We start from the raw sequence: 16,543 nt of genomic DNA, 5'->3' as shown, positions 1-16,543 counted from the left end.
AAACGGTTGGTTAATCATTCGAACGTAGCTTAACACTTGGAAACCGCTGCTCGCATAAATTGAAGTTTTGATGCCCTTGCAACGCTCGAACACAGCGGACAAGTTCATTGTGGACCGCAGGAAACCTCATCGCAACAGCGATGTGGCGCGCGCGGTGCGCAAGACGCGTGACCGTCTTTCGCAGCAGGCCGGCAATCCCGATTTCGATCGCGAACTGTTGAAGCTGCATGCCCGCGCGATGACCAGCGGCGCCATCGCCATCCCGCTTCTTGTCCTGTCGATCGCGGCGGCCGGCCGGCTGGCCGGAATCGGCAACGAGATCGGGCTCTGGGCGCTGTTCGCCCTGACCTGCTACACCATCGTTGCCTTCATGGCGCGGCGCATCGAGCGCACGGAAGCTTCCGACCTCAACCCTTCGCAAGCACGACGGGAATTCCTGATCGGCCATTTCCTTTGCGGTCTCGGCTGGGCATGGTTTGTGTGGCTTGGCTGCAGCGTCTGCGAGGTCGATCCGTTCCACATCGTCAAGGCCGTGGTGCTGTTGTTCGCCATGGCGGCGACCGCGGTGATGACCTCGTCTCTGCGCGGGGCGCTGTTGGCCACCTTTGCCGTTCCCGTGGCGCTCTACGCTTATGCCGGCGCCAAGCTATGGATGCCGGTCGAGGCGATCATGGCCGCGCTGCTGGTCATGTCGCTGCCGTTCTTCGCCTATGTGGCCCGGCATCTCAACCACTCGTCCCTGATGATGTTGTCGTTCCGCTCCGAAAAGGATGCGCTGATCGCCGAACTGGAGACGGCGAAATCGATGTCGGACGAGGCGCGGCGGCGGGCCGAAGACGCCAATCTGGCGAAATCGCGGTTCCTCGCTTCGATGAGCCACGAATTGCGCACACCGCTCAACGCCATTCTCGGTTTTTCCGAGGTGATGTCGAACGAGGTGCTGGGGCCGATGAGCAATCCCACCTATCGCGACTACGCCCATGACGTGCACGAATCCGGCCAGCATCTGCTCGACCTGATCAACGAGATCCTCGACCTCTCGCGCATCGAGGCCGGCCGCTACCAGCTCAACGAAGAGCCGGTGATGCTGCTTGGTATCGTCGAGGACTGCTGTCACATGATGGAGTTGAGGGCGCGCAACAAGGATATCCGGGTCGTCCAGGATTTCGAGCACGAACTGCCGCGCCTTTTCGCTGATGAGCGTGCGGTGCGACAGATCACGCTCAACCTTCTGTCGAATGCGATAAAATTCACCGCTACCGGCGGTGAAATCCGTGTCCGCGTTGGTTGGACGGCGGGCGGCGGACAATACATTTCGATCAAGGACAACGGTCCGGGCATACCGGAAGACGAGATCCCGATCGTGCTTTCCGCCTTCGGCCAGGGCTCGATCGCGATCAAGAGCGCCGAGCAAGGCACCGGGCTTGGCTTGCCGATCGTGCAAGGGCTGCTCGCCATGCATGGCGGCGAGTTCGAGCTTCATTCCAAGCTGCGCGAAGGGACCGAGGCGATCGCCATCTTTCCGCTGAGCCGGGTGATGGAGGAACTGCCAGCACTGCCGACAGCGGCGGTGGCGGCTCGACGACGGTAAGCGTCGCGGCGAACTGTGTCGATGGCCAGCAAGAAGGACGGCGCCCCACGATGGCAGAAGGTGATTGGCACGTCGTTGGCATAGAGATCCACTCGGACCGCCTTCGCTTGAGGCTGTTTACAGCCGACGACGCTGAAGACCTCTTTTTCGCCATCACTCCCGCCATCACCCGTTTCATGCAGTGGGAACCACCTCGATCACTGGCGGCCTTTGCCAAAGTATGGCGATCCTGGCTGACGCCAATCCAGGACGGATCGGATTTGCACTTTGTTGTGCGTGCATTGGCGGACGATCGCTGTCTGGGACTTGTCGGCCTTCATGCAGCGAAGACCGTGTGTCCCGAACTCGGGATCTGGATCAGGGAAGACGCTCAAGGAAACGGCATTGGCCAAGAGGCAATTGCTGCTGTCGCGGAGTGGGCCTCCGAGGCACTTGAACCGGACTGCTTCGAATATCCGGTTGCCGAAAGGAACGTGGCCAGCAGAAGAATAGCGGAACGCCTTGGAGGCGTAATAGTCGGCGGCCGCTCCAACCCAAAATACAACGCTGTCGTCTATCGCATTCCCAATCTCCGGCGCTAATACCTCAAGACTCTAGCCGCGTACTGCCGCAGCCATGCCCGAACTGGTCAGCGCGGCGGCCTTGACCAGCCCCGCGGCAAGGGCGGCCCCTGCCCCTTCGCCATGGCTGATGCCCAAATCGAGCAACGGGCGCAGGCCGAGCCGTTGGGCGGCGCGTGCATGCGCAGGCTCTGGCGACAGGCTGGCCAGCAGGCAATGATCGAGCGCGGTGGGATTGACGCCATGCAGTACCGCTGCGGCTGCCGTGGCGGCCAATCCGTCGAGCAGCAGCGGGATTTTCTGCATCCGCGCGGCAAGGATGGCGCCGGCGATTGCTGCGAATTCACGGCCGCCGACCCGGCGCAGCGCCTCGAGCGGGTCGCCGAGATGGCCGTCATGAAAAGCCAGCGCAGCATCGACCACGTCGGCCTTGCGTGCCTGCATGGCCGCATCGGCCCCCGACCCCGCGCCGACCCAGTCGGCGCCCCTGCCCCCGAACAGCGCCGCAAACAGGGTGGCGGCGACGGTGGAGTTGCCGACGCCGAGATCGCCGAGACACAAAAGGTCGGTGCCGCCGGCGATCGCTTCCATGCCGAAGGCCATGGTGGCGGCACAGCCACGCTCGTCGAGCGCAGCATCCTCGGTGATGTCGGCGGTCGGGATGTGCAGGGCGAGATCGAAGACCTTCAGTCCGAGATCGTTGGCGATGCAGATCTGGTTGATCGCGGCACCTCCGGCGGCGCAAAGCTCGACCGCATTGGCGGTCGCCGCCACCGGCCGTGGCGAAATGCCGTGGCGCGTGACGCCGTGATTGCCGGCAAAGACCGCCATCAGCGGTCTTGTCACCGCGGGCGGGGCCCGCCCGCTCCAGGCTGCCAGCCACGCGGCGATGTCCTCGATACGGCCAAGCGAATTGCCTGGTTTGTCGGCCTTGGCAAACAGCATGCGCACGCGGGTCTCGGCTGCCGTGTCGGCCGTCGGCAGATTGGCCAACAGGTTGCGAAAATCGTCGAAAGGCAGTGCGCTGGTCATCTTGTTGTCGATCATTCCCTGGAGTTGGTGAGCGGCATAGCCGCCTTGCGAGGTTGGCACAACCTCCGGGATGATGGGCCTGCATTTGACGCAAAGCCGGCCCCGAAGGGCGCAATCGCGAGGGCTTGCATTGGCTTTGCCGTTGCACCATGTGGAGGTGGAACAAGGGATTCCGGATGGAAGCCCAAGAGAAAGTCATGACGGCCATCGAATCCCCGTGCATCCTGGTCTGTTCGATCGACATGAAAACCGGCTTCTGTTTCGGCTGCGGCCGCACGCGCGAGGAGATCGGCGCCTGGATCGGGATGACGACGGAAACGCGCCGCAGCGTCATGGCGCAATTGCCGGCCCGGCTGGAAACGGTCGAGCGCCGGCCGCGCCGGGAAACGCGCCGCACCCGCATGACGCGCGAACGCGACGCGCTATCGTGAGGTGCGGATGAGCCGGTTGTTCTGGATCTTGATGGCCGCGATCGGGGTGGGAGCAGTCCTGCTCATGCTCAACGATTCCGCCGGCAGCACGCTCGGCGTCGAGAACAACGATTTCAGCCGACTGATCTGGCTCGGCGCCTTTGGCGCCCTTGTCGGCGCCGGCCTGCTTCGCTCGGGCCGGCCCCTGGGCGCCATGGCCCGCAACCTCGGCGCCTGGGCGGCGATCGCACTCGCGCTGATCGCTGGCTACCAATATCGCTATGAGTTGCAGGATGTCGCCAGCCGGGTGACCGCGGGCCTTGTTCCCGGCAGCCCGCTTGCGCTCGGCGTCGAAGACGGTCACGCCACGGTGACGCTCGACAAGGCCGACAACGGCCATTTCGAAGCGCGCATCCTGGTCAACGGCAACCCGGTCCGGGCCGTGGTGGATACGGGTGCAACCAGCACCGTGCTGACGTCACAGGATGCGCAGGCCGCCGGATTCAATCCGGCCGCGCTCAACTACACCATACCGGTTTCGACCGCCAACGGCATGGCACGCGCCGCGGCCGTGAAAACCGATCAGATTGCGATCGGCGGCATCATGCGCAGGGATATGTCGGTGATGATCGCCGCACCCGGCATGCTCAGCCAGAGCCTGCTCGGCATGAACTTCATCGGTTCATTGTCGGGTTTTGACGTGCGCGGCGACCGCATGATCCTCAGGGATTGATCTCCAAAACTCAAGCCGCTTCGGCTGCTGCTCCACCGAACTCGACGGCCGCGAAAGCCGTCTTCAGCACGTCCGGGCCGGCGCCGGGTTTTGTCGCGTCGGTGGACAGGATCTGCCGGTAGCGGCGCGCACCGGGCAGGCCATGGAACAGTCCGACCATATGGCGGGTGACATGGCCAAGCCGGCCACCCTGCTCGATATGGCGTGCCGCATAGTCCGCCATGGTATCGATCAGCGCGGCAAAATCGAACGGCTCGGACTGGACGCCGTAGAAAGCGGCATCGACGCCGGCCAGAATGCCGGGCGTGTGGTAGGCGGCGCGGCCAAGCATGGCGCCATCGACATGGTCGAGATGCGCCTGGGCCTCTTCAATCGACTGAATTCCACCATTTATGCCTATGAATTTGTTGTTCTTTTTTGCCTTCAGTCGATAGACTCTGCTGTAATCGAGCGGCGGGATGTCTCGGTTTTCCTTGGGACTCAGCCCTTCCAGCCACGCCTTGCGTGCATGCACCCACAACGCGTCGGCGCCGGCATCGAAAACCCCATCCGCCAGCGCATCGAGGGCTGGTTCCGGGTCCTGCTCGTCGACGCCGATGCGGCATTTGACGGTGACGGGAATTGTCACCGCCGCCTTCATCGCTGCGACGCAGCCGGCGACGAGGTCCGGCACCTTCATCAGGCAGGCGCCGAACGTGCCCGACTGAACGCGGTCCGACGGACAGCCGACATTGAGGTTGATCTCGTCATAGCCAAAAGCCTCGCCGATGCGGGCAGCCTCGGCGAGCTTTTCACGATCAGAGCCGCCGAGCTGCAGCGCGACCGGATGTTCCGTCGCATCGAAGCCGAGCAGCCGCTCGCGCGCGCCGTGAATGACCGCGTCGGCCACCACCATCTCGGTGTAAAGCAGTGCATGGCTCGTCAACTGGCGGTGGAAGAACCGGCAATGCCGGTCCGTCCAGTCCATCATCGGGGCTATGGCTATCCTAAACCTTTGATACTCTTGCATATTTAGTAACTTCAATAGGTTAAATCGTATCGTATGAACTCTATCACGTGCCATGATAGGCCAAGCCGCAAATTCGGCGGATGACTGGCTGGCGCGACGGCGTGCGGCGCGACTAGCTCAATCGCAGGGGTAGCTTATAGGTCGACCTGGCCGGAATTGCCAACGCGTCATCTGCTTTCGATGCCTGGGCGGAGGATGGAACCCTCCAGTTTCGTATGATGGTGTCTGCGCCAAAGATGTGGCTAGGAACTGGGAAGGCCAGCCCTCGACAGCATCTCAAGGAACCGGGAATGGTGATGATCCTTCACATAGCGCGGCACAAAGCCAGGGCAGACATTGCTCAGATTGAGATGCGGAAGTTGTGACAGGCAATGGTGGATGGCTCGGGACGCTTCTTCGTTGTTCCCGGTGGCCGACGCGGTCGCGGCCCAATAAAGGGCACCGCGAACGAAGCCCGGCTTTGTCCTGACCACTTTGCGGGCGGCTTCGAGCGCCCGCTGGTTGTCTCCGCCAGCGAAGAGCGCCACAACCAGGCCGTGGTGGCGCCAGAAGTCGATCACATCGTGCGTTCCGAGCCGGATTGCTTCGTTGGCCTCGCGCACCGCTTCGTCGACCTGCCCGCGCAACGCAAAGAGCATCGAAATATCGCCGTGGCCAGTCGGGTAGCTTGGGTTGAGGCTGATCGCGTGGCGGCATTCGGCGATCGCCTCGTCGATACGACCGCAACTTTCGAGAGCGAACGACAAGATACATCGGGCAATTTCATCGTCCGGTACCGCCCGCACCGCGGCTTCCGCGAGTTCGACCGCACGCTCGATCACCCCACGCTCCCGAGGCAGCGCGCCAAACGCCACGCCCATGGATATTACGATCGAGAGCGTCCGCTTTGCACGGGCGTTGTCGGGACCTATCGAGAAAGCCTTCTCGGCAAGCTCTACCCCCACCAAAAGCGAGTCCCGAGTCATCTCAAAATATTTCATGAGGGCTTCGTTGACCAGCCTGCGCACTTCAGGGGTACCCGGCGGGCTTTTGTCTCGAACCTTCCAGTTGGTCAGTTGAAGTTCGAGGATCACGGCAAGAACAACAGACTGTGCGATCCTGTCCTGGAATTCGAGCGCGTTTTCGGAGTGGCCGTCGAATTTCTGGGCCCAGACGTGGTGGCCGCCGGCGGCGTCGACGAGCTGGATATTCACCCTCAACCCATTGCCGGATCTCTGGACGCTGCCGCTGAGCATATATCGCGCCCGGAGTATCCCTGGCGTCTTGGCTTCTTCGCCCGGGCCGCTCTTCTCGGGCGGAAGCGCGGCGAGCACGACATAGTCGGCCACTTCGGAGAGGGCCGTCGTGATGTCCTGGACAAGTCCCTTGGCGAAAAAGTCGTCGCCTTGCTTTCCGGTCAGATTGACGAAGTCGGCAACGCTGATGGACGGGCGCCCAAGGCGCTGGCTGGCCGGAACACCACTTGTCGACTGCACATTTGAGGCGTCGTCGGCGGCAAGCAACAGAGATTGCCAAAGCGCCCGCGTTTCAGGGCCTGCTTCGACGCCGAACTCCTTCTTCAGCATGCTTCTGCAAGCTTCGTATGTCCTGATTGCCCTGTCGCGTTGGCCACATGCAAGGAGCAATTCCATCTTGAGCCGATAGGATTCTTCCCGTGTCGGTTCCATGGCCAAAATACGATCGGCTAGGATCAGCCCTGCATCGGGGTCGACGAGACGGGCCAGCTTTTCGAAGGACTCAAGCGCACGGCTAAGCAGCCTGTCGCGTTCCGATGTGATCCAGTCATGGAACGCATTGCTTCCCAGATAAAGCCCGTCGAGGAAGGGCCCGGTGTAGTTCGCCAAGGCCTTCGCGAGGTCCTGAGCGGAACGGGCCGAGAGACCCGTTTCGAACTTCTCCACGTCGATTTGAAAGGCCTCTGGCCTCAGGGCGATCAGCTCACCGCTGGAATGGATGAGATCCACCCCTTCTCGCGCCAGATCCTGGCGCAGGACACTGAGGGCTTGCCGAAGGCTGTTGCGCGAATGTTCGCCGTCACTGTCGCCCCATAGGAGGTCAGCCAGCCTCTCCCGCGTCGCCGCCATGCCCGGACACCGGGCCAGATAGGCGATGATTGCCGGCCCTCGTTTCCCGGTCAGCCGAAGCGGACCGGCCGTTTCATTTTCAATCCGGAAACCGCCGAAGAGTGAGATTCTATTTGCAGCGCCCCTGTCCTCACTTTGCATTTGCTATCCCAGCCTGACGAAATCCTAACTCAAAACTAACGCTTCGCAACAGTCGGCCTTCGCGCTCAAGCGCTGCCGTAACGGCAGGCTGTTTAGGCTTTGCTAAATTAAAGTGACCAAGTCAACGAAAGGCTTGGTTCGAGGGGGACGCGTGTCCAGGACAAGAGCCAATTTGCTGCTGCTATTCGCAGCCGCTTTGTGGGGCTTCGGCAATGTCTCGCAAAAGATGGTGCTTGTGCATCTCGACGCGCTGAGTGCGGTGGGTCTGCGCTGCCTGATCGGCGGGCTGCTTGTGCTGCCCTTTGTCTTGATGGAGAGGCGGCTTTCGCTCGGGCCGGACTATTTTTCCAGCTTGGCCAAGGTGGGCGCGCTGTTTGCCATCTCCATCACGCTCCAGCAGCTTTGCTATATCAGTGCCTCCGTCACCAATGCCAGCTTCCTGGTCAGCACGGCAACGGTAATGACACCGCTAGCCGCCTGGTTTCTCGCAGGCGAGCGTCCGACAGCGAGTCTCACGGTCGCCGCCGGGCTGACCGTTGTTGGCGCACTGCTGTTGTCGGATGGGATTGCCGGGTTCAGCAGTGGCGATCTCACCGCTGTCCTCTCGGCTGCCTGCTATGCGCTCTGGGCAGTCGAGCTGGGCCGGCACATGCAGGTGCATGCGCGGCCGTTCACCGCAGCCGCGACACAGTTCTTCGGCGCCGCAGCCTTCGCCCTGCCGCTCGGCGCAATGCAAGGCAATCTGTCGTTGGCCGCCGCATTCGCAGCCGGCCCGGAACTGGCGATCCTCGGCGTGTTCTCCACTGCGATTGCCTTCGGCATACAGACGGTTGCCCTCCGCTTTACGCCGGCCAGCCACGCCGCCGTGATCGTCAGCGCAGAAAGCGTTTTCGGGGCGCTGGGCGCGGCGATCTTTCTCGGCGAGCGGAGCTCGTCCGCGAGCGCATTGGGTGCCGCCATCATTCTGGGTGCGATCCTGTCCGTGGCACTGTCGAACCGAGCGCCGCAGGCACGCACGTCCTTGCGAACCGCTTCGGTTCAACCCTCCGACGGGGCCCCTGCCTTTGCAGCTGCCGCCGCAAATTGGGCAGGCGATCGTCACCCCAACAATTCAGGTCCAGTGGAGGAATGTGATGACCCTTGCCGGTGATGCGAAACCTATTCCGGCCCCGGCTGCCGCCCGACACGGGGCCAGTGGCGTCGATCAGCCAGGCGGCGGTGGCCTTGCCGATGGCGGCAGGACTTGTCGTGGGGGCGCAGTGATGGACGCGCGGACGATCCTTCTTCCTATCGCACATTTGGTTTCGGCGCTTCGCGCCCGCATGAAGGGACCGGGCGGCTATTACAACAGCGGTAACGCGCTCGGCCTCATTGTCGGTCTCGCGATCCAGATTGCTACCGCGCCGGTCGGCTTGCATGAGGGAAGCAGCGTCACCATGGCGGTGATCGAATATTTCGCCGGCAGCCATGGCACTGTTGCGCTGACCTTGACCACCCTGGTCTTCTTCTGGGGCGGCGAGGCCTATCACCGGGCCTGGGCAAGGCCGGATGCTCCCGATCCCACCCTCAACCGTCTGGGCGACTTCCTGTCGGGTCTGGGTGCGATCGGACTCGGTATTGCCCTGTTGCTGCTCGGCGATCCATTGCTTGCGGCGACCTCTGGCCTGCTCCATGCCCTGGGCAAATTCGGCAGCACCTTCCACAGGCCCGGCACGCCAATTCCGATGTGGCCGGCCGCTTGGCCCGATCCGTTCCGCAGTGCGGTGCTCGCCAGCCGGTTGCCGGCAATGCTGGCGACGACCGTCGCCCTCGGCCGAGCTCTGCCGGAGGTCTGGTCGGGCGGGTCCTTCGCGGCACTCGCCATGCCACTGACCTTGCTCGGCTGTTATCTTTTGTGGACCAAGGCCGATCTGCTGCTGTTCGGGGTGGGTGCCAAGGCGCCCCGCCAAATTTCCACATGTTGAGCTCGCTTTTTGAAACGACCGGATGTCGAGATGGAGAATGACATGTTTGGCAGTGTATATCATCAGGACGCCGGCCCCCTATCCTTTCGTGAACGGGTACGGACGAAAGGTTGGGGCATTCTGACGCCGGTCAGTTCAATCTCGAGAGTGACAGGAATAGTCGCAGCTTCGATGTTTTGGGCGATCTCTGCCCATGCCGCGAACGTTGACGTCGCTATCGTGTTCGCGGTCGATTTCTCGTCGTCAATCGATCCAAAGATCGCCGATATGCAACGCGAGGGACATGCCGCGGCACTCACCTCGCCAGAGATCATCGCCGCCATCAGCCGGAATTACGTTGGCTGCATCGGCATTGCCTACTTTGAATGGTCGAGCCCCGGACACGCGCGCATCGTGCTGCCGTGGACAAGCATCTGCGGACTGGAAGATGCCAAAGCGGCGGCTGCGGTGATCAGCAGGAAAGGCGATACCGGCTTCATCCGCAGAGGGCGAGGCGGAACATCCGTTTCCTCGGCTATCGACATCGGCAGTCTCCTGCTCGACCAGTTTCCGGGAAAGGCAGCCAAGAAAGTCATCGATATCTCCTCCAACGGCGAGAACAACGACGGGCTTCCCGTCCAACCGAGCAGGTCGAACGCCATAGCCAAGGGATATACGATCAATGCCATCGCCATCCCGACGGAGGATGAGAGTCCCGACGAACCTCTGGCATCCTATTTTGCAGAATCGGTCATTGGCGGTTCCCAGGCCTTCGTCATGACGCCGAAGGGGCCAGACGACTACACGATGGCGCTTCGCCGCAAGCTCGTGACTGAAGTAAGCATGATCGACGACCGTCCGCTGTGAAGTGTGCCATACAGGACGAACTTTCGACGCGCCATCCGAGCGCATTGCACAACGAGAGCCCGGCCCGCTGCAGCGCGGGACCTTGTGGGGACCGTCAGGACAACAGCCTATCGCCGCAACGCGTGTATGCTTGCCTTGCTTTCGCCGGGCACCGGCAACGCCATGTCGTCATCGAGAAGACGCGTGATGCGGGCAAAGCCGGTGAACGCTTTCCTTGCTTCCTCGGCCGACATCTGGCCCGACAAGGCGGCCGAGCAACAATTCAGCGCGCACTGATAAACCGGACCGCGCCGTCCCGTCGGCCATTTCCGCAAGAACATCATGGCTTCGGCAACACTATCGATTTCTTCCAAAGGGTGTCCCTGCCCGCGCGAAATCCGCACGGGCGAAAAGAAATGCAATTGATCCATCGTTTCCTCCCGGTCGACCGCAATGCGCTCGATCGAACCCCACCAAACGCGCCAATAGCCGGTTGGTTCCAGGCAAAAATGGAATTTTTTAGAAATCTGTCAGGCGAAGGCGATCACCCGTGCGGTGGTGAGTGTCGCCTACATCGTGGGGAAGTGGCAGGCGACTTTGCGACCGGGCCGGTATTCCCGTAACTGCGGCCGCTCCGAACGGCAGCGCTCCGCCGCGATCGGGCATCGGGGATGGAAACGGCAGCCGGTTGGAGGGTTCAGCGGGCTCGGTACGTCGCCGGTGAGGATGATGCGCTTGCGCGTCCCACCGGGCGTCGTCTCCACGACGGGAACCGCCGAGATCAGCGCCTGGCTATAGGGATGGGCTGGTGCTGCAAACACTTCTTCCGCCGGCCCTTCTTCGACGATCGAGCCGAGATACATGACCGCGATGCGGGTTGAAACCTGACGTACCACAGACAGGTCGTGGGCGATGAAGATGTAAGTGAGGTTGAGCTTCTCCTGCAGATCGGCGAGCAGGTTGACGATTTGCGCCTGCACCGACACGTCGAGCGCAGAGACGGGTTCGTCCAGGACCACAAGGTCCGGATTCAATGCAATAGCCCGCGCGATGCCGACGCGCTGGCGTTGTCCGCCGGAAAATTCGTGCGGAAACCGCATGACGTGATCCGGCAGCAAGCCGACAAGGTCGAACAGTTCCGCCACGCGTTTGGTGATCTCGCTCGACGAGAGCCTGCCATGGATGCGCAGCGGCTCGGCCACCAGGTCGCCGACGCGCCGGCGCGGATTGAGCGATGCCGACGGATCCTGGAAAACCATTTGCAGGCGCCGCCGCAGCGGCCTGAGTTCAGACAGCGACTTCGAGGTGATGTCGTTGCCTTCGAACAGAAGCTCGCCGTCCGATATGTCGTAGAGCCTCACCAGACAGCGCGCCAGCGTGGACTTGCCGCATCCGGATTCGCCGACCAGCCCAACCGTCTCGCCGCGCCACACGGTCAGGGAAACATTGTCGACCGCATGGACGGTTCGCTTGCCCTCGGCAGAAAAGCGGCTGCCGATGGAAAAGCGCCTGCCCAGCGAACGCGTCTCGAGGATTGGGCGGTTCTTGTCGATCATCGGTCCGCTCATGCCTGTGCCACCCTGAAGCATGCCGCGGCATGGGTGCCGCTCCCGAGATCGGGCTTGCCGGCCTCGCAGGGTTCGTAGTGAACTGGACACCGCGGACCGAACGCACAGCCCTGCGGCAGTCGCAGCAATGATGGCGGCGAACCGGGAATGGCCGGCAGGCGCCGTGGTTTTTCGCCGGTCAGCGGCGGGATCGAACCCAGCAGCGCGCGCGTATAGGGGTGTCGCGGATCGGAAAACAGCTCCGCGCGACTGCCGCGCTCCACCACGCGGCCGGCATACATGACCATGACCCGGTCGGCGAGTTCGGAGACCACGCCCATGTCATGCGTGATGAAGACGACCGCCGACTTGTGCGTCGCGCGCAGCTTGCGCACCAGATCGAGAATACCGGCCTGTACGGTGACGTCGAGCGCCGTGGTCGGTTCGTCAGCCACCAGCAGCGCTGGATTGCAGGACAAAGCCATTGCGATCACCGCCCGTTGACGCATGCCTCCGGACAGTTGGTGCGGGTAGCGCGACATCGCCTCGTGCGGGTTCGGAAAATTCACCTCGGCCAGCAGTTCCTCGACGCGCTCCATCGCCTTGGACTTGCTGATGTTGCGATGCGCGCGGATCTGTTCGGCGATCTGCCAGCCGATCGTGTAGACAGGCGTCAATGCGGTCATCGGATCCTGGAAGATCATCGCGATCTCGTTGCCGCGTAGCCGCCTGAGTTCGCGTGCGGGCAGTCCCACGAGTTCGCGGCCCTTGTAGCGGATCGACCCTTCGATGGTGGCGTTGGGATCGGTGATGAGACCCATGACGGCCAGCAGCGACACGGTCTTGCCGGAACCGGACTCACCGACGACACCGAGGATCTCGCTCTCCTCGAGGTCGAAGGAAACGCCATCGATGGCCCGCACCAGGCCATCATTTGTGCGGAAGGAAACTCTGAGGTCGCGCACCGACAGTATCATGATGTCCTCAGGCGCGGATCGAGAAGGATGTAGACGAAATCGACGACCGCATTGGCGATAACCACGAACATGGACGCATACATCACCGTCGCCATGATCATCGGCAGATCGAGATTCTGCAGAGCGTCATAAGTGAGCTTGCCGATGCCGTGCAGCCCGAACACCACCTCTGTGAGCAAGGCCGAGCCTCCCACCAGCGCGCCGAAATCCAGGCCGAACAGAGTGACGAAGGCGATGAGCGACGTGCGCAAGGCATGGCGCAGCAGGATGCGGGTTTCCGACAGCCCCTTGGCCCGGGCCGTGCGGATATAGTCTTCCTGCAGCGATTCGATGATTGCCGCGCGCAGCACGCGCCCGTAAATGCCGATATAGAGAATGGACAGTGTGATCCAGGGAATGACCAGGGTCAGAAACCAGCCCTTCGGATCGTCGGAGAAATTCTTGTAGCCGAGCGGTGGCACCCAGGAGAACGCCCAGCTGTCGTGGTAGCGGCTCTGGGTGATCAGGTTCATCACTTCGCCCAGCCAGTACACCGGCATCGAAATACCGAGCAGCCCCAGCGCCATCAGCAGCTTGTCCAGCCAGCTGCCGCGCGTCGCGGCGGCGGCGATGCCGATGATGATGGAGACGACCACCCACAGGATCGCCGCTCCGAACACCAGCGAGAGTGTGACCGGGATCGAATCCATGACCGCCGGCACCACCTTCCAGCCACGATTGACGAAGGAGGTCAGGTCGCCTGTGACGAAGATCTTCTCCATCATCGTCACATATTGCACGTAGAGCGGCCGGTCGAAGCCGAAGCTGTGGCGTACCGCCTCCAGCACTTCGGGCGATGCATTGCGGCCGGCGATCCGCGCCGCCGGGTCGGCGCCCGGCGTTGCGAAGAAAATCAGGAAGACGATGACCGAGATGCCGAACATCACGAACAGCATCTGGCCGAACCGGCGCAGGATTGCGTAGATCATCAGTCGCGCCCCAGCCGAACCTTGGAGCGCGGGTCGAGCGCGTCGCGCAGGCCGTCGCCGAAGACATTGAGCGCCATGACGGAAACCGCGATCGCCAGCCCCGGCACCAGCGCCACCAATGGCCTGGTGTAAAGCAGCGCCTGTCCGTCCTGGATGATGGTGCCCCAGCTCGCTGCGGGTGGCTGCACGCCGATCGAAAGGAAGGAAAGGGCCGATTCCGTAAGCATGTTCAGCGCCATCATCAGCGGCACGAAGACGATGAGCGTGGTGGTGACGTTGGGCAGGATGTCGCGCCACAGGATGCGCCACCCCGGCACGCCCAGATTGATCGCGGCCAGCACGAACTCGCTTTTACGCAGTGCCAGAACCTGCCCGCGGATTGGGCGGGCCACATAGGGCACGTAGACGATGCCGATGATGATGACAGGCAGCCACAGACTGCCGGACTCGATCTGGATCGGACCGATCGTGATGCCATGCGCGATGGTGACGATGGAGAGCGAAATCGCCAGCAGATAGATCGGGAACGCCCACAGTATGTCGAGGAAGCGCGACAGCACCGTGTCGGTGACGCCGCCGAAATAGCCGGCGATCAATCCCGCCGCCGTGCCCAGGATCAGGGTGAAGATAGTGGCTGCTCCGGAGATCAACAACGAGCTCAGCCCGCCATAGAGCATCCTGGCCATGACATCGCGGCCCTGGCTGTCGGCGCCGAGGAAATAATTGCCCAGCCGCCAGGTCGGGCCGAGCGGTGTGTAGCCAAGCCCAAGCCCCTCCGTCGATTGTTCCATCACCGGAACGTCGGCACCGTCGATCTGGATAACGGCGTCGAGCGTCGAGGCGAAGGGATCCACGCCTGCCCATTTCGCATAAAGAGGCGCACTGAGGCAGGCAAGGACGATGAGGAGGAACACGGCCAGCGACGCCATGGCAGCCCTGTCCCTTGCCAGCTTCGCAAACGCGACGGCCCAGGGCCCTCGCGTCTTGCGCGGCGCGGCGACAGCTACGTTCGACACCGACGTGCCCCTCCGCGGTTCGTTACTGTACCCAGGATTGGGTGATCATCCAGTTGAACTGCCGGTTGAACTTGAAATTGCCGAGACGTTTGCTGACAAAGTCGAGCCGCTTCGGCGTGAAGAGGCCGACGGCAGGTGCCTTGTCGGTGACCTGCCTGTCGATTTCAGCCCACATTTTGTCGGCGGCTTTCTGATCGGTGACGCCGAGGTCCAATGCCTTTTGCATCTTGGCGTCGATTTCCTTGTCGCAGAAGCCGGCGATGTTGATCGAGGCGTCCGAACCTTCACGGAAGGAGGCGCAGCTGAACAGGATGTTCAGGAAGTCCGAGGCCGCAGGATAGTCCTTGTACCACTGGGTGACGGACATCTGCACCTTGTTGTTGGTGTTCTGGATGTAGGTGAACTGGATGTTCGACGAGATCGGCTTGACGTCGGCGACATAGCCGATGCTGGTCAGCACGCTCTGCAGATAGACGCCGATGGAGCGTGAAATGGCGGTGTCCTCGACGATAATGGTCACCTTCTGGCCCTTGGTGCCGGAGTCCTCGACGAGCTGCTTTGCCTTGTCGAGGTCGGGAGCCGACCATTTGGCGCCCGGATTCTTGGTGAAGGGGCAATAGTCTTCATGGCCGGGGAAGTCCGGAGGCAGGACCTGGCAGACCGGCGAGGCCAACACCTTGCCACCGAACAGCTTGACCAGCGTGTTGCGGTCGATCGCATAGGCAACGGCCTGGCGCGCTTTTTCATTGTCGAAGGGCGCGAGACGGTTGTTCAGCGGCGCGTACCACCACGCCGAAAGCGGCGAGATGTGCAACTGGTCCATGGATTTGCTGCCGAGTTCGCCGAGGCGGTCGCTCGGCAGCGCGTCGAACATCCAGTCCGCTTCGCCGTTCTGGATCGCCGTGACGGCTGCTTCCTCGGACAGGCCGAAATCATACTGGACGACATCCGGATAGCCGTCCGGCTGCGCGTCCTCGCTCCACTGCTTGAAATTGGGGTTGCGGGAAACCGTCATGCCCTTGTTGGGATCGAAGGCGGAGATCGTGTACGCGCCGGTGCTGGGAATAGGCTTGGAACCCATGTCTTCCGCGGGCGTATCCGCCGGCAGAACCACGGCATGGGGCAAGGCAAGCTTGTAGAGCAGCTCTGCATCCGGCTTGGTGATGTTGATGGTGATGGTGCCGGCCGCCTCGTCGCCGACAACGCCGCCCTCCAGCGTGCAGCTCTTGGTGTCGGCCAGGCATTTGTCGGCGCCGACGATGCCGGCATAGAACGTGCCGGAGGTGGGTCCGGAAACCTTGAAGATGCGCTGGAAGGAAGCGACGACGTCCTTCACGCCAAGATCCTGGCCGCTGGAGAACTTGATGCCCTTGCGCAGCTTGAAGGTGAAGGTCTTGCCGTCATTGCTGACCTGCGGCAACGCCTCGGCCAGATCGGGAACGATGGTGAAGCCGGCCATGCCCTCGGCCTTGCGGAAGGCCACCAGGCCGTCATAGATCGGCTGGTACATCTGCCAGCCCTGGTCCGTGTAATTGATGTGCGGATCGAGCGTTCCGGCCGCGGAGCGGGCCAGCAGGCGGATGGTGCCGCCCCGGTGCTCCTTGAGATATTCGGCCTGTGCCGGGGCCAGCCATGTACCGGCCAGCAATGCCGCGGCTGTTGCCGCCAGAAGCAGTTTCTTCACGT

General features: G+C 62.4%; 16 protein-coding genes. 7 read left to right on the top strand and 9 right to left on the bottom strand.

Annotation, left to right across the window (positions count from 1 at the left end; translation table 11 throughout):
- Positions 1–70: 70 nt before the first annotated feature.
- Together NKJ00_RS24480 and NKJ00_RS24475 are read left to right on the top strand one after the other, a co-directional pair.
- On the top strand, positions 71–1,591 hold the full coding sequence (locus tag NKJ00_RS24480; protein ID WP_352442420.1) for a sensor histidine kinase: 1,521 nt from the start codon (positions 71–73) through the stop codon (positions 1,589–1,591).
- 50 nt (positions 1,592–1,641) lie between these two features.
- On the top strand, positions 1,642–2,172 hold the full coding sequence (locus tag NKJ00_RS24475; protein WP_352612253.1) for a GNAT family N-acetyltransferase: 531 nt from the start codon (positions 1,642–1,644) through the stop codon (positions 2,170–2,172).
- Positions 2,173–2,184: 12 nt separating this feature from the next.
- Here the strand turns inward: NKJ00_RS24475 and NKJ00_RS24470 are convergent, their stop codons facing one another.
- Entirely contained in the window at positions 2,185–3,183 is a 999-nt protein-coding gene (locus NKJ00_RS24470) for a nicotinate-nucleotide--dimethylbenzimidazole phosphoribosyltransferase (RefSeq protein WP_352442446.1), read from the bottom strand.
- 197 nt (positions 3,184–3,380) lie between these two features.
- Between NKJ00_RS24470 and NKJ00_RS24465 the strand changes: the two genes are divergently transcribed.
- Together NKJ00_RS24465 and NKJ00_RS24460 are read left to right on the top strand one after the other, a co-directional pair.
- On the top strand, positions 3,381–3,614 hold the full coding sequence (locus tag NKJ00_RS24465; RefSeq protein ID WP_031213804.1) for a DUF1289 domain-containing protein: 234 nt from the start codon (positions 3,381–3,383) through the stop codon (positions 3,612–3,614).
- A gap of 7 nt (positions 3,615–3,621) precedes the next feature.
- The gene (locus tag NKJ00_RS24460) at positions 3,622–4,326 is read left to right on the top strand and encodes a TIGR02281 family clan AA aspartic protease (RefSeq protein WP_023813938.1); all 705 of its coding nucleotides are present in this window, start codon (positions 3,622–3,624) and stop codon (positions 4,324–4,326) included.
- Positions 4,327–4,336: 10 nt separating this feature from the next.
- On the opposite strand, the gene dusA is transcribed toward NKJ00_RS24460, so the two are convergent.
- Together dusA and NKJ00_RS24450 are read right to left on the bottom strand one after the other, a co-directional pair.
- Positions 4,337–5,335: a tRNA dihydrouridine(20/20a) synthase DusA gene (gene dusA / locus NKJ00_RS24455; RefSeq protein ID WP_352612255.1), complete on the bottom strand. Its 999-nt coding sequence runs from the start codon at positions 5,333–5,335 to the stop codon at positions 4,337–4,339.
- Positions 5,336–5,577: 242 nt separating this feature from the next.
- The gene (locus NKJ00_RS24450) at positions 5,578–7,560 is read right to left on the bottom strand and encodes a BTAD domain-containing putative transcriptional regulator (protein WP_352631570.1); all 1,983 of its coding nucleotides are present in this window, start codon (positions 7,558–7,560) and stop codon (positions 5,578–5,580) included.
- A 151-nt stretch (positions 7,561–7,711) separates the two neighbouring features.
- Here NKJ00_RS24450 and NKJ00_RS24445 point away from each other — a divergent pair, with 151 nt between their 5' ends.
- From NKJ00_RS24445 to NKJ00_RS24435, 3 genes are read left to right on the top strand one after another with little or no spacing between them, the layout of a single operon-like run.
- Entirely contained in the window at positions 7,712–8,710 is a 999-nt protein-coding gene (locus NKJ00_RS24445; RefSeq protein WP_023813935.1) for a DMT family transporter, read from the top strand.
- Positions 8,694–9,524, top strand: a complete 831-nt coding sequence (locus NKJ00_RS24440; protein ID WP_245273307.1) for a hypothetical protein — start codon at positions 8,694–8,696, stop codon at positions 9,522–9,524. The genes NKJ00_RS24445 and NKJ00_RS24440 overlap by 17 nt, the downstream gene beginning before the upstream one ends.
- A 42-nt stretch (positions 9,525–9,566) precedes the next feature.
- Positions 9,567–10,370: a DUF1194 domain-containing protein gene (locus NKJ00_RS24435; RefSeq protein WP_023813932.1), complete on the top strand. Its 804-nt coding sequence runs from the start codon at positions 9,567–9,569 to the stop codon at positions 10,368–10,370.
- A gap of 107 nt (positions 10,371–10,477) precedes the next feature.
- Here the strand turns inward: NKJ00_RS24435 and NKJ00_RS24430 are convergent, their stop codons facing one another.
- The 6 genes from NKJ00_RS24430 to NKJ00_RS24405 form a co-directional block, all read right to left on the bottom strand.
- Positions 10,478–10,780: a DUF982 domain-containing protein gene (locus NKJ00_RS24430; RefSeq protein WP_023813931.1), complete on the bottom strand. Its 303-nt coding sequence runs from the start codon at positions 10,778–10,780 to the stop codon at positions 10,478–10,480.
- A 138-nt stretch (positions 10,781–10,918) separates the two neighbouring features.
- Positions 10,919–11,905, bottom strand: coding sequence for an ABC transporter ATP-binding protein (locus tag NKJ00_RS24425; protein WP_023813930.1), 987 nt, complete (start codon positions 11,903–11,905; stop codon positions 10,919–10,921).
- Positions 11,906–11,913: 8 nt separating this feature from the next.
- Complete coding sequence (locus tag NKJ00_RS24420) at positions 11,914–12,873, bottom strand: ABC transporter ATP-binding protein (RefSeq protein WP_013531724.1); 960 nt, start codon at positions 12,871–12,873, stop codon at positions 11,914–11,916.
- Entirely contained in the window at positions 12,870–13,841 is a 972-nt protein-coding gene (locus NKJ00_RS24415; RefSeq protein ID WP_023813929.1) for an ABC transporter permease, read from the bottom strand. Before NKJ00_RS24415 ends, NKJ00_RS24420 begins: the two co-directional genes overlap by 4 nt.
- Entirely contained in the window at positions 13,841–14,857 is a 1,017-nt protein-coding gene (locus NKJ00_RS24410) for an ABC transporter permease (RefSeq protein WP_063167981.1), read from the bottom strand. Before NKJ00_RS24410 ends, NKJ00_RS24415 begins: the two co-directional genes overlap by 1 nt.
- Before the next feature lie 22 nt (positions 14,858–14,879).
- Positions 14,880–16,541 (bottom strand): ABC transporter substrate-binding protein, encoded by a 1,662-nt coding sequence (locus NKJ00_RS24405; protein WP_352631568.1) that lies wholly within the window; start codon positions 16,539–16,541, stop codon positions 14,880–14,882.
- Positions 16,542–16,543: the final 2 nt, after the last annotated feature.

The sequence above is a fragment of the Mesorhizobium sp. M0227 genome, from assembly GCF_040321855.1.
In the GTDB taxonomy this organism is placed as follows: domain Bacteria; phylum Pseudomonadota; class Alphaproteobacteria; order Rhizobiales; family Rhizobiaceae; genus Mesorhizobium.
This window is presented reverse-complemented; position numbering and strand designations above follow the sequence as displayed.

Excerpts from the sequence above, each read along its gene's own strand:
- NKJ00_RS24480 (WP_352442420.1), top strand. The coding sequence starts at position 71 with ATGCCCTTGCAACGCTCGAACACAGCGGACAAGTTCATTGTGGACCGC.
- NKJ00_RS24475 (WP_352612253.1), top strand. The coding sequence starts at position 1,642 with ATGGCAGAAGGTGATTGGCACGTCGTTGGCATAGAGATCCACTCGGAC.
- NKJ00_RS24470 (WP_352442446.1), bottom strand. The coding sequence starts at position 3,183 with ATGACCAGCGCACTGCCTTTCGACGATTTTCGCAACCTGTTGGCCAAT.
- NKJ00_RS24465 (WP_031213804.1), top strand. The coding sequence starts at position 3,381 with ATGACGGCCATCGAATCCCCGTGCATCCTGGTCTGTTCGATCGACATG.
- NKJ00_RS24460 (WP_023813938.1), top strand. The coding sequence starts at position 3,622 with ATGAGCCGGTTGTTCTGGATCTTGATGGCCGCGATCGGGGTGGGAGCA.
- dusA (WP_352612255.1), bottom strand. The coding sequence starts at position 5,335 with ATGCAAGAGTATCAAAGGTTTAGGATAGCCATAGCCCCGATGATGGAC.
- NKJ00_RS24450 (WP_352631570.1), bottom strand. The coding sequence starts at position 7,560 with ATGCAAAGTGAGGACAGGGGCGCTGCAAATAGAATCTCACTCTTCGGC.
- NKJ00_RS24440 (WP_245273307.1), top strand. The coding sequence starts at position 8,694 with ATGACCCTTGCCGGTGATGCGAAACCTATTCCGGCCCCGGCTGCCGCC.
- NKJ00_RS24435 (WP_023813932.1), top strand. The coding sequence starts at position 9,567 with ATGTTTGGCAGTGTATATCATCAGGACGCCGGCCCCCTATCCTTTCGT.
- NKJ00_RS24430 (WP_023813931.1), bottom strand. The coding sequence starts at position 10,780 with ATGGATCAATTGCATTTCTTTTCGCCCGTGCGGATTTCGCGCGGGCAG.
- NKJ00_RS24425 (WP_023813930.1), bottom strand. The coding sequence starts at position 11,905 with ATGATCGACAAGAACCGCCCAATCCTCGAGACGCGTTCGCTGGGCAGG.
- NKJ00_RS24420 (WP_013531724.1), bottom strand. The coding sequence starts at position 12,873 with ATGATACTGTCGGTGCGCGACCTCAGAGTTTCCTTCCGCACAAATGAT.
- NKJ00_RS24415 (WP_023813929.1), bottom strand. The coding sequence starts at position 13,841 with ATGATCTACGCAATCCTGCGCCGGTTCGGCCAGATGCTGTTCGTGATG.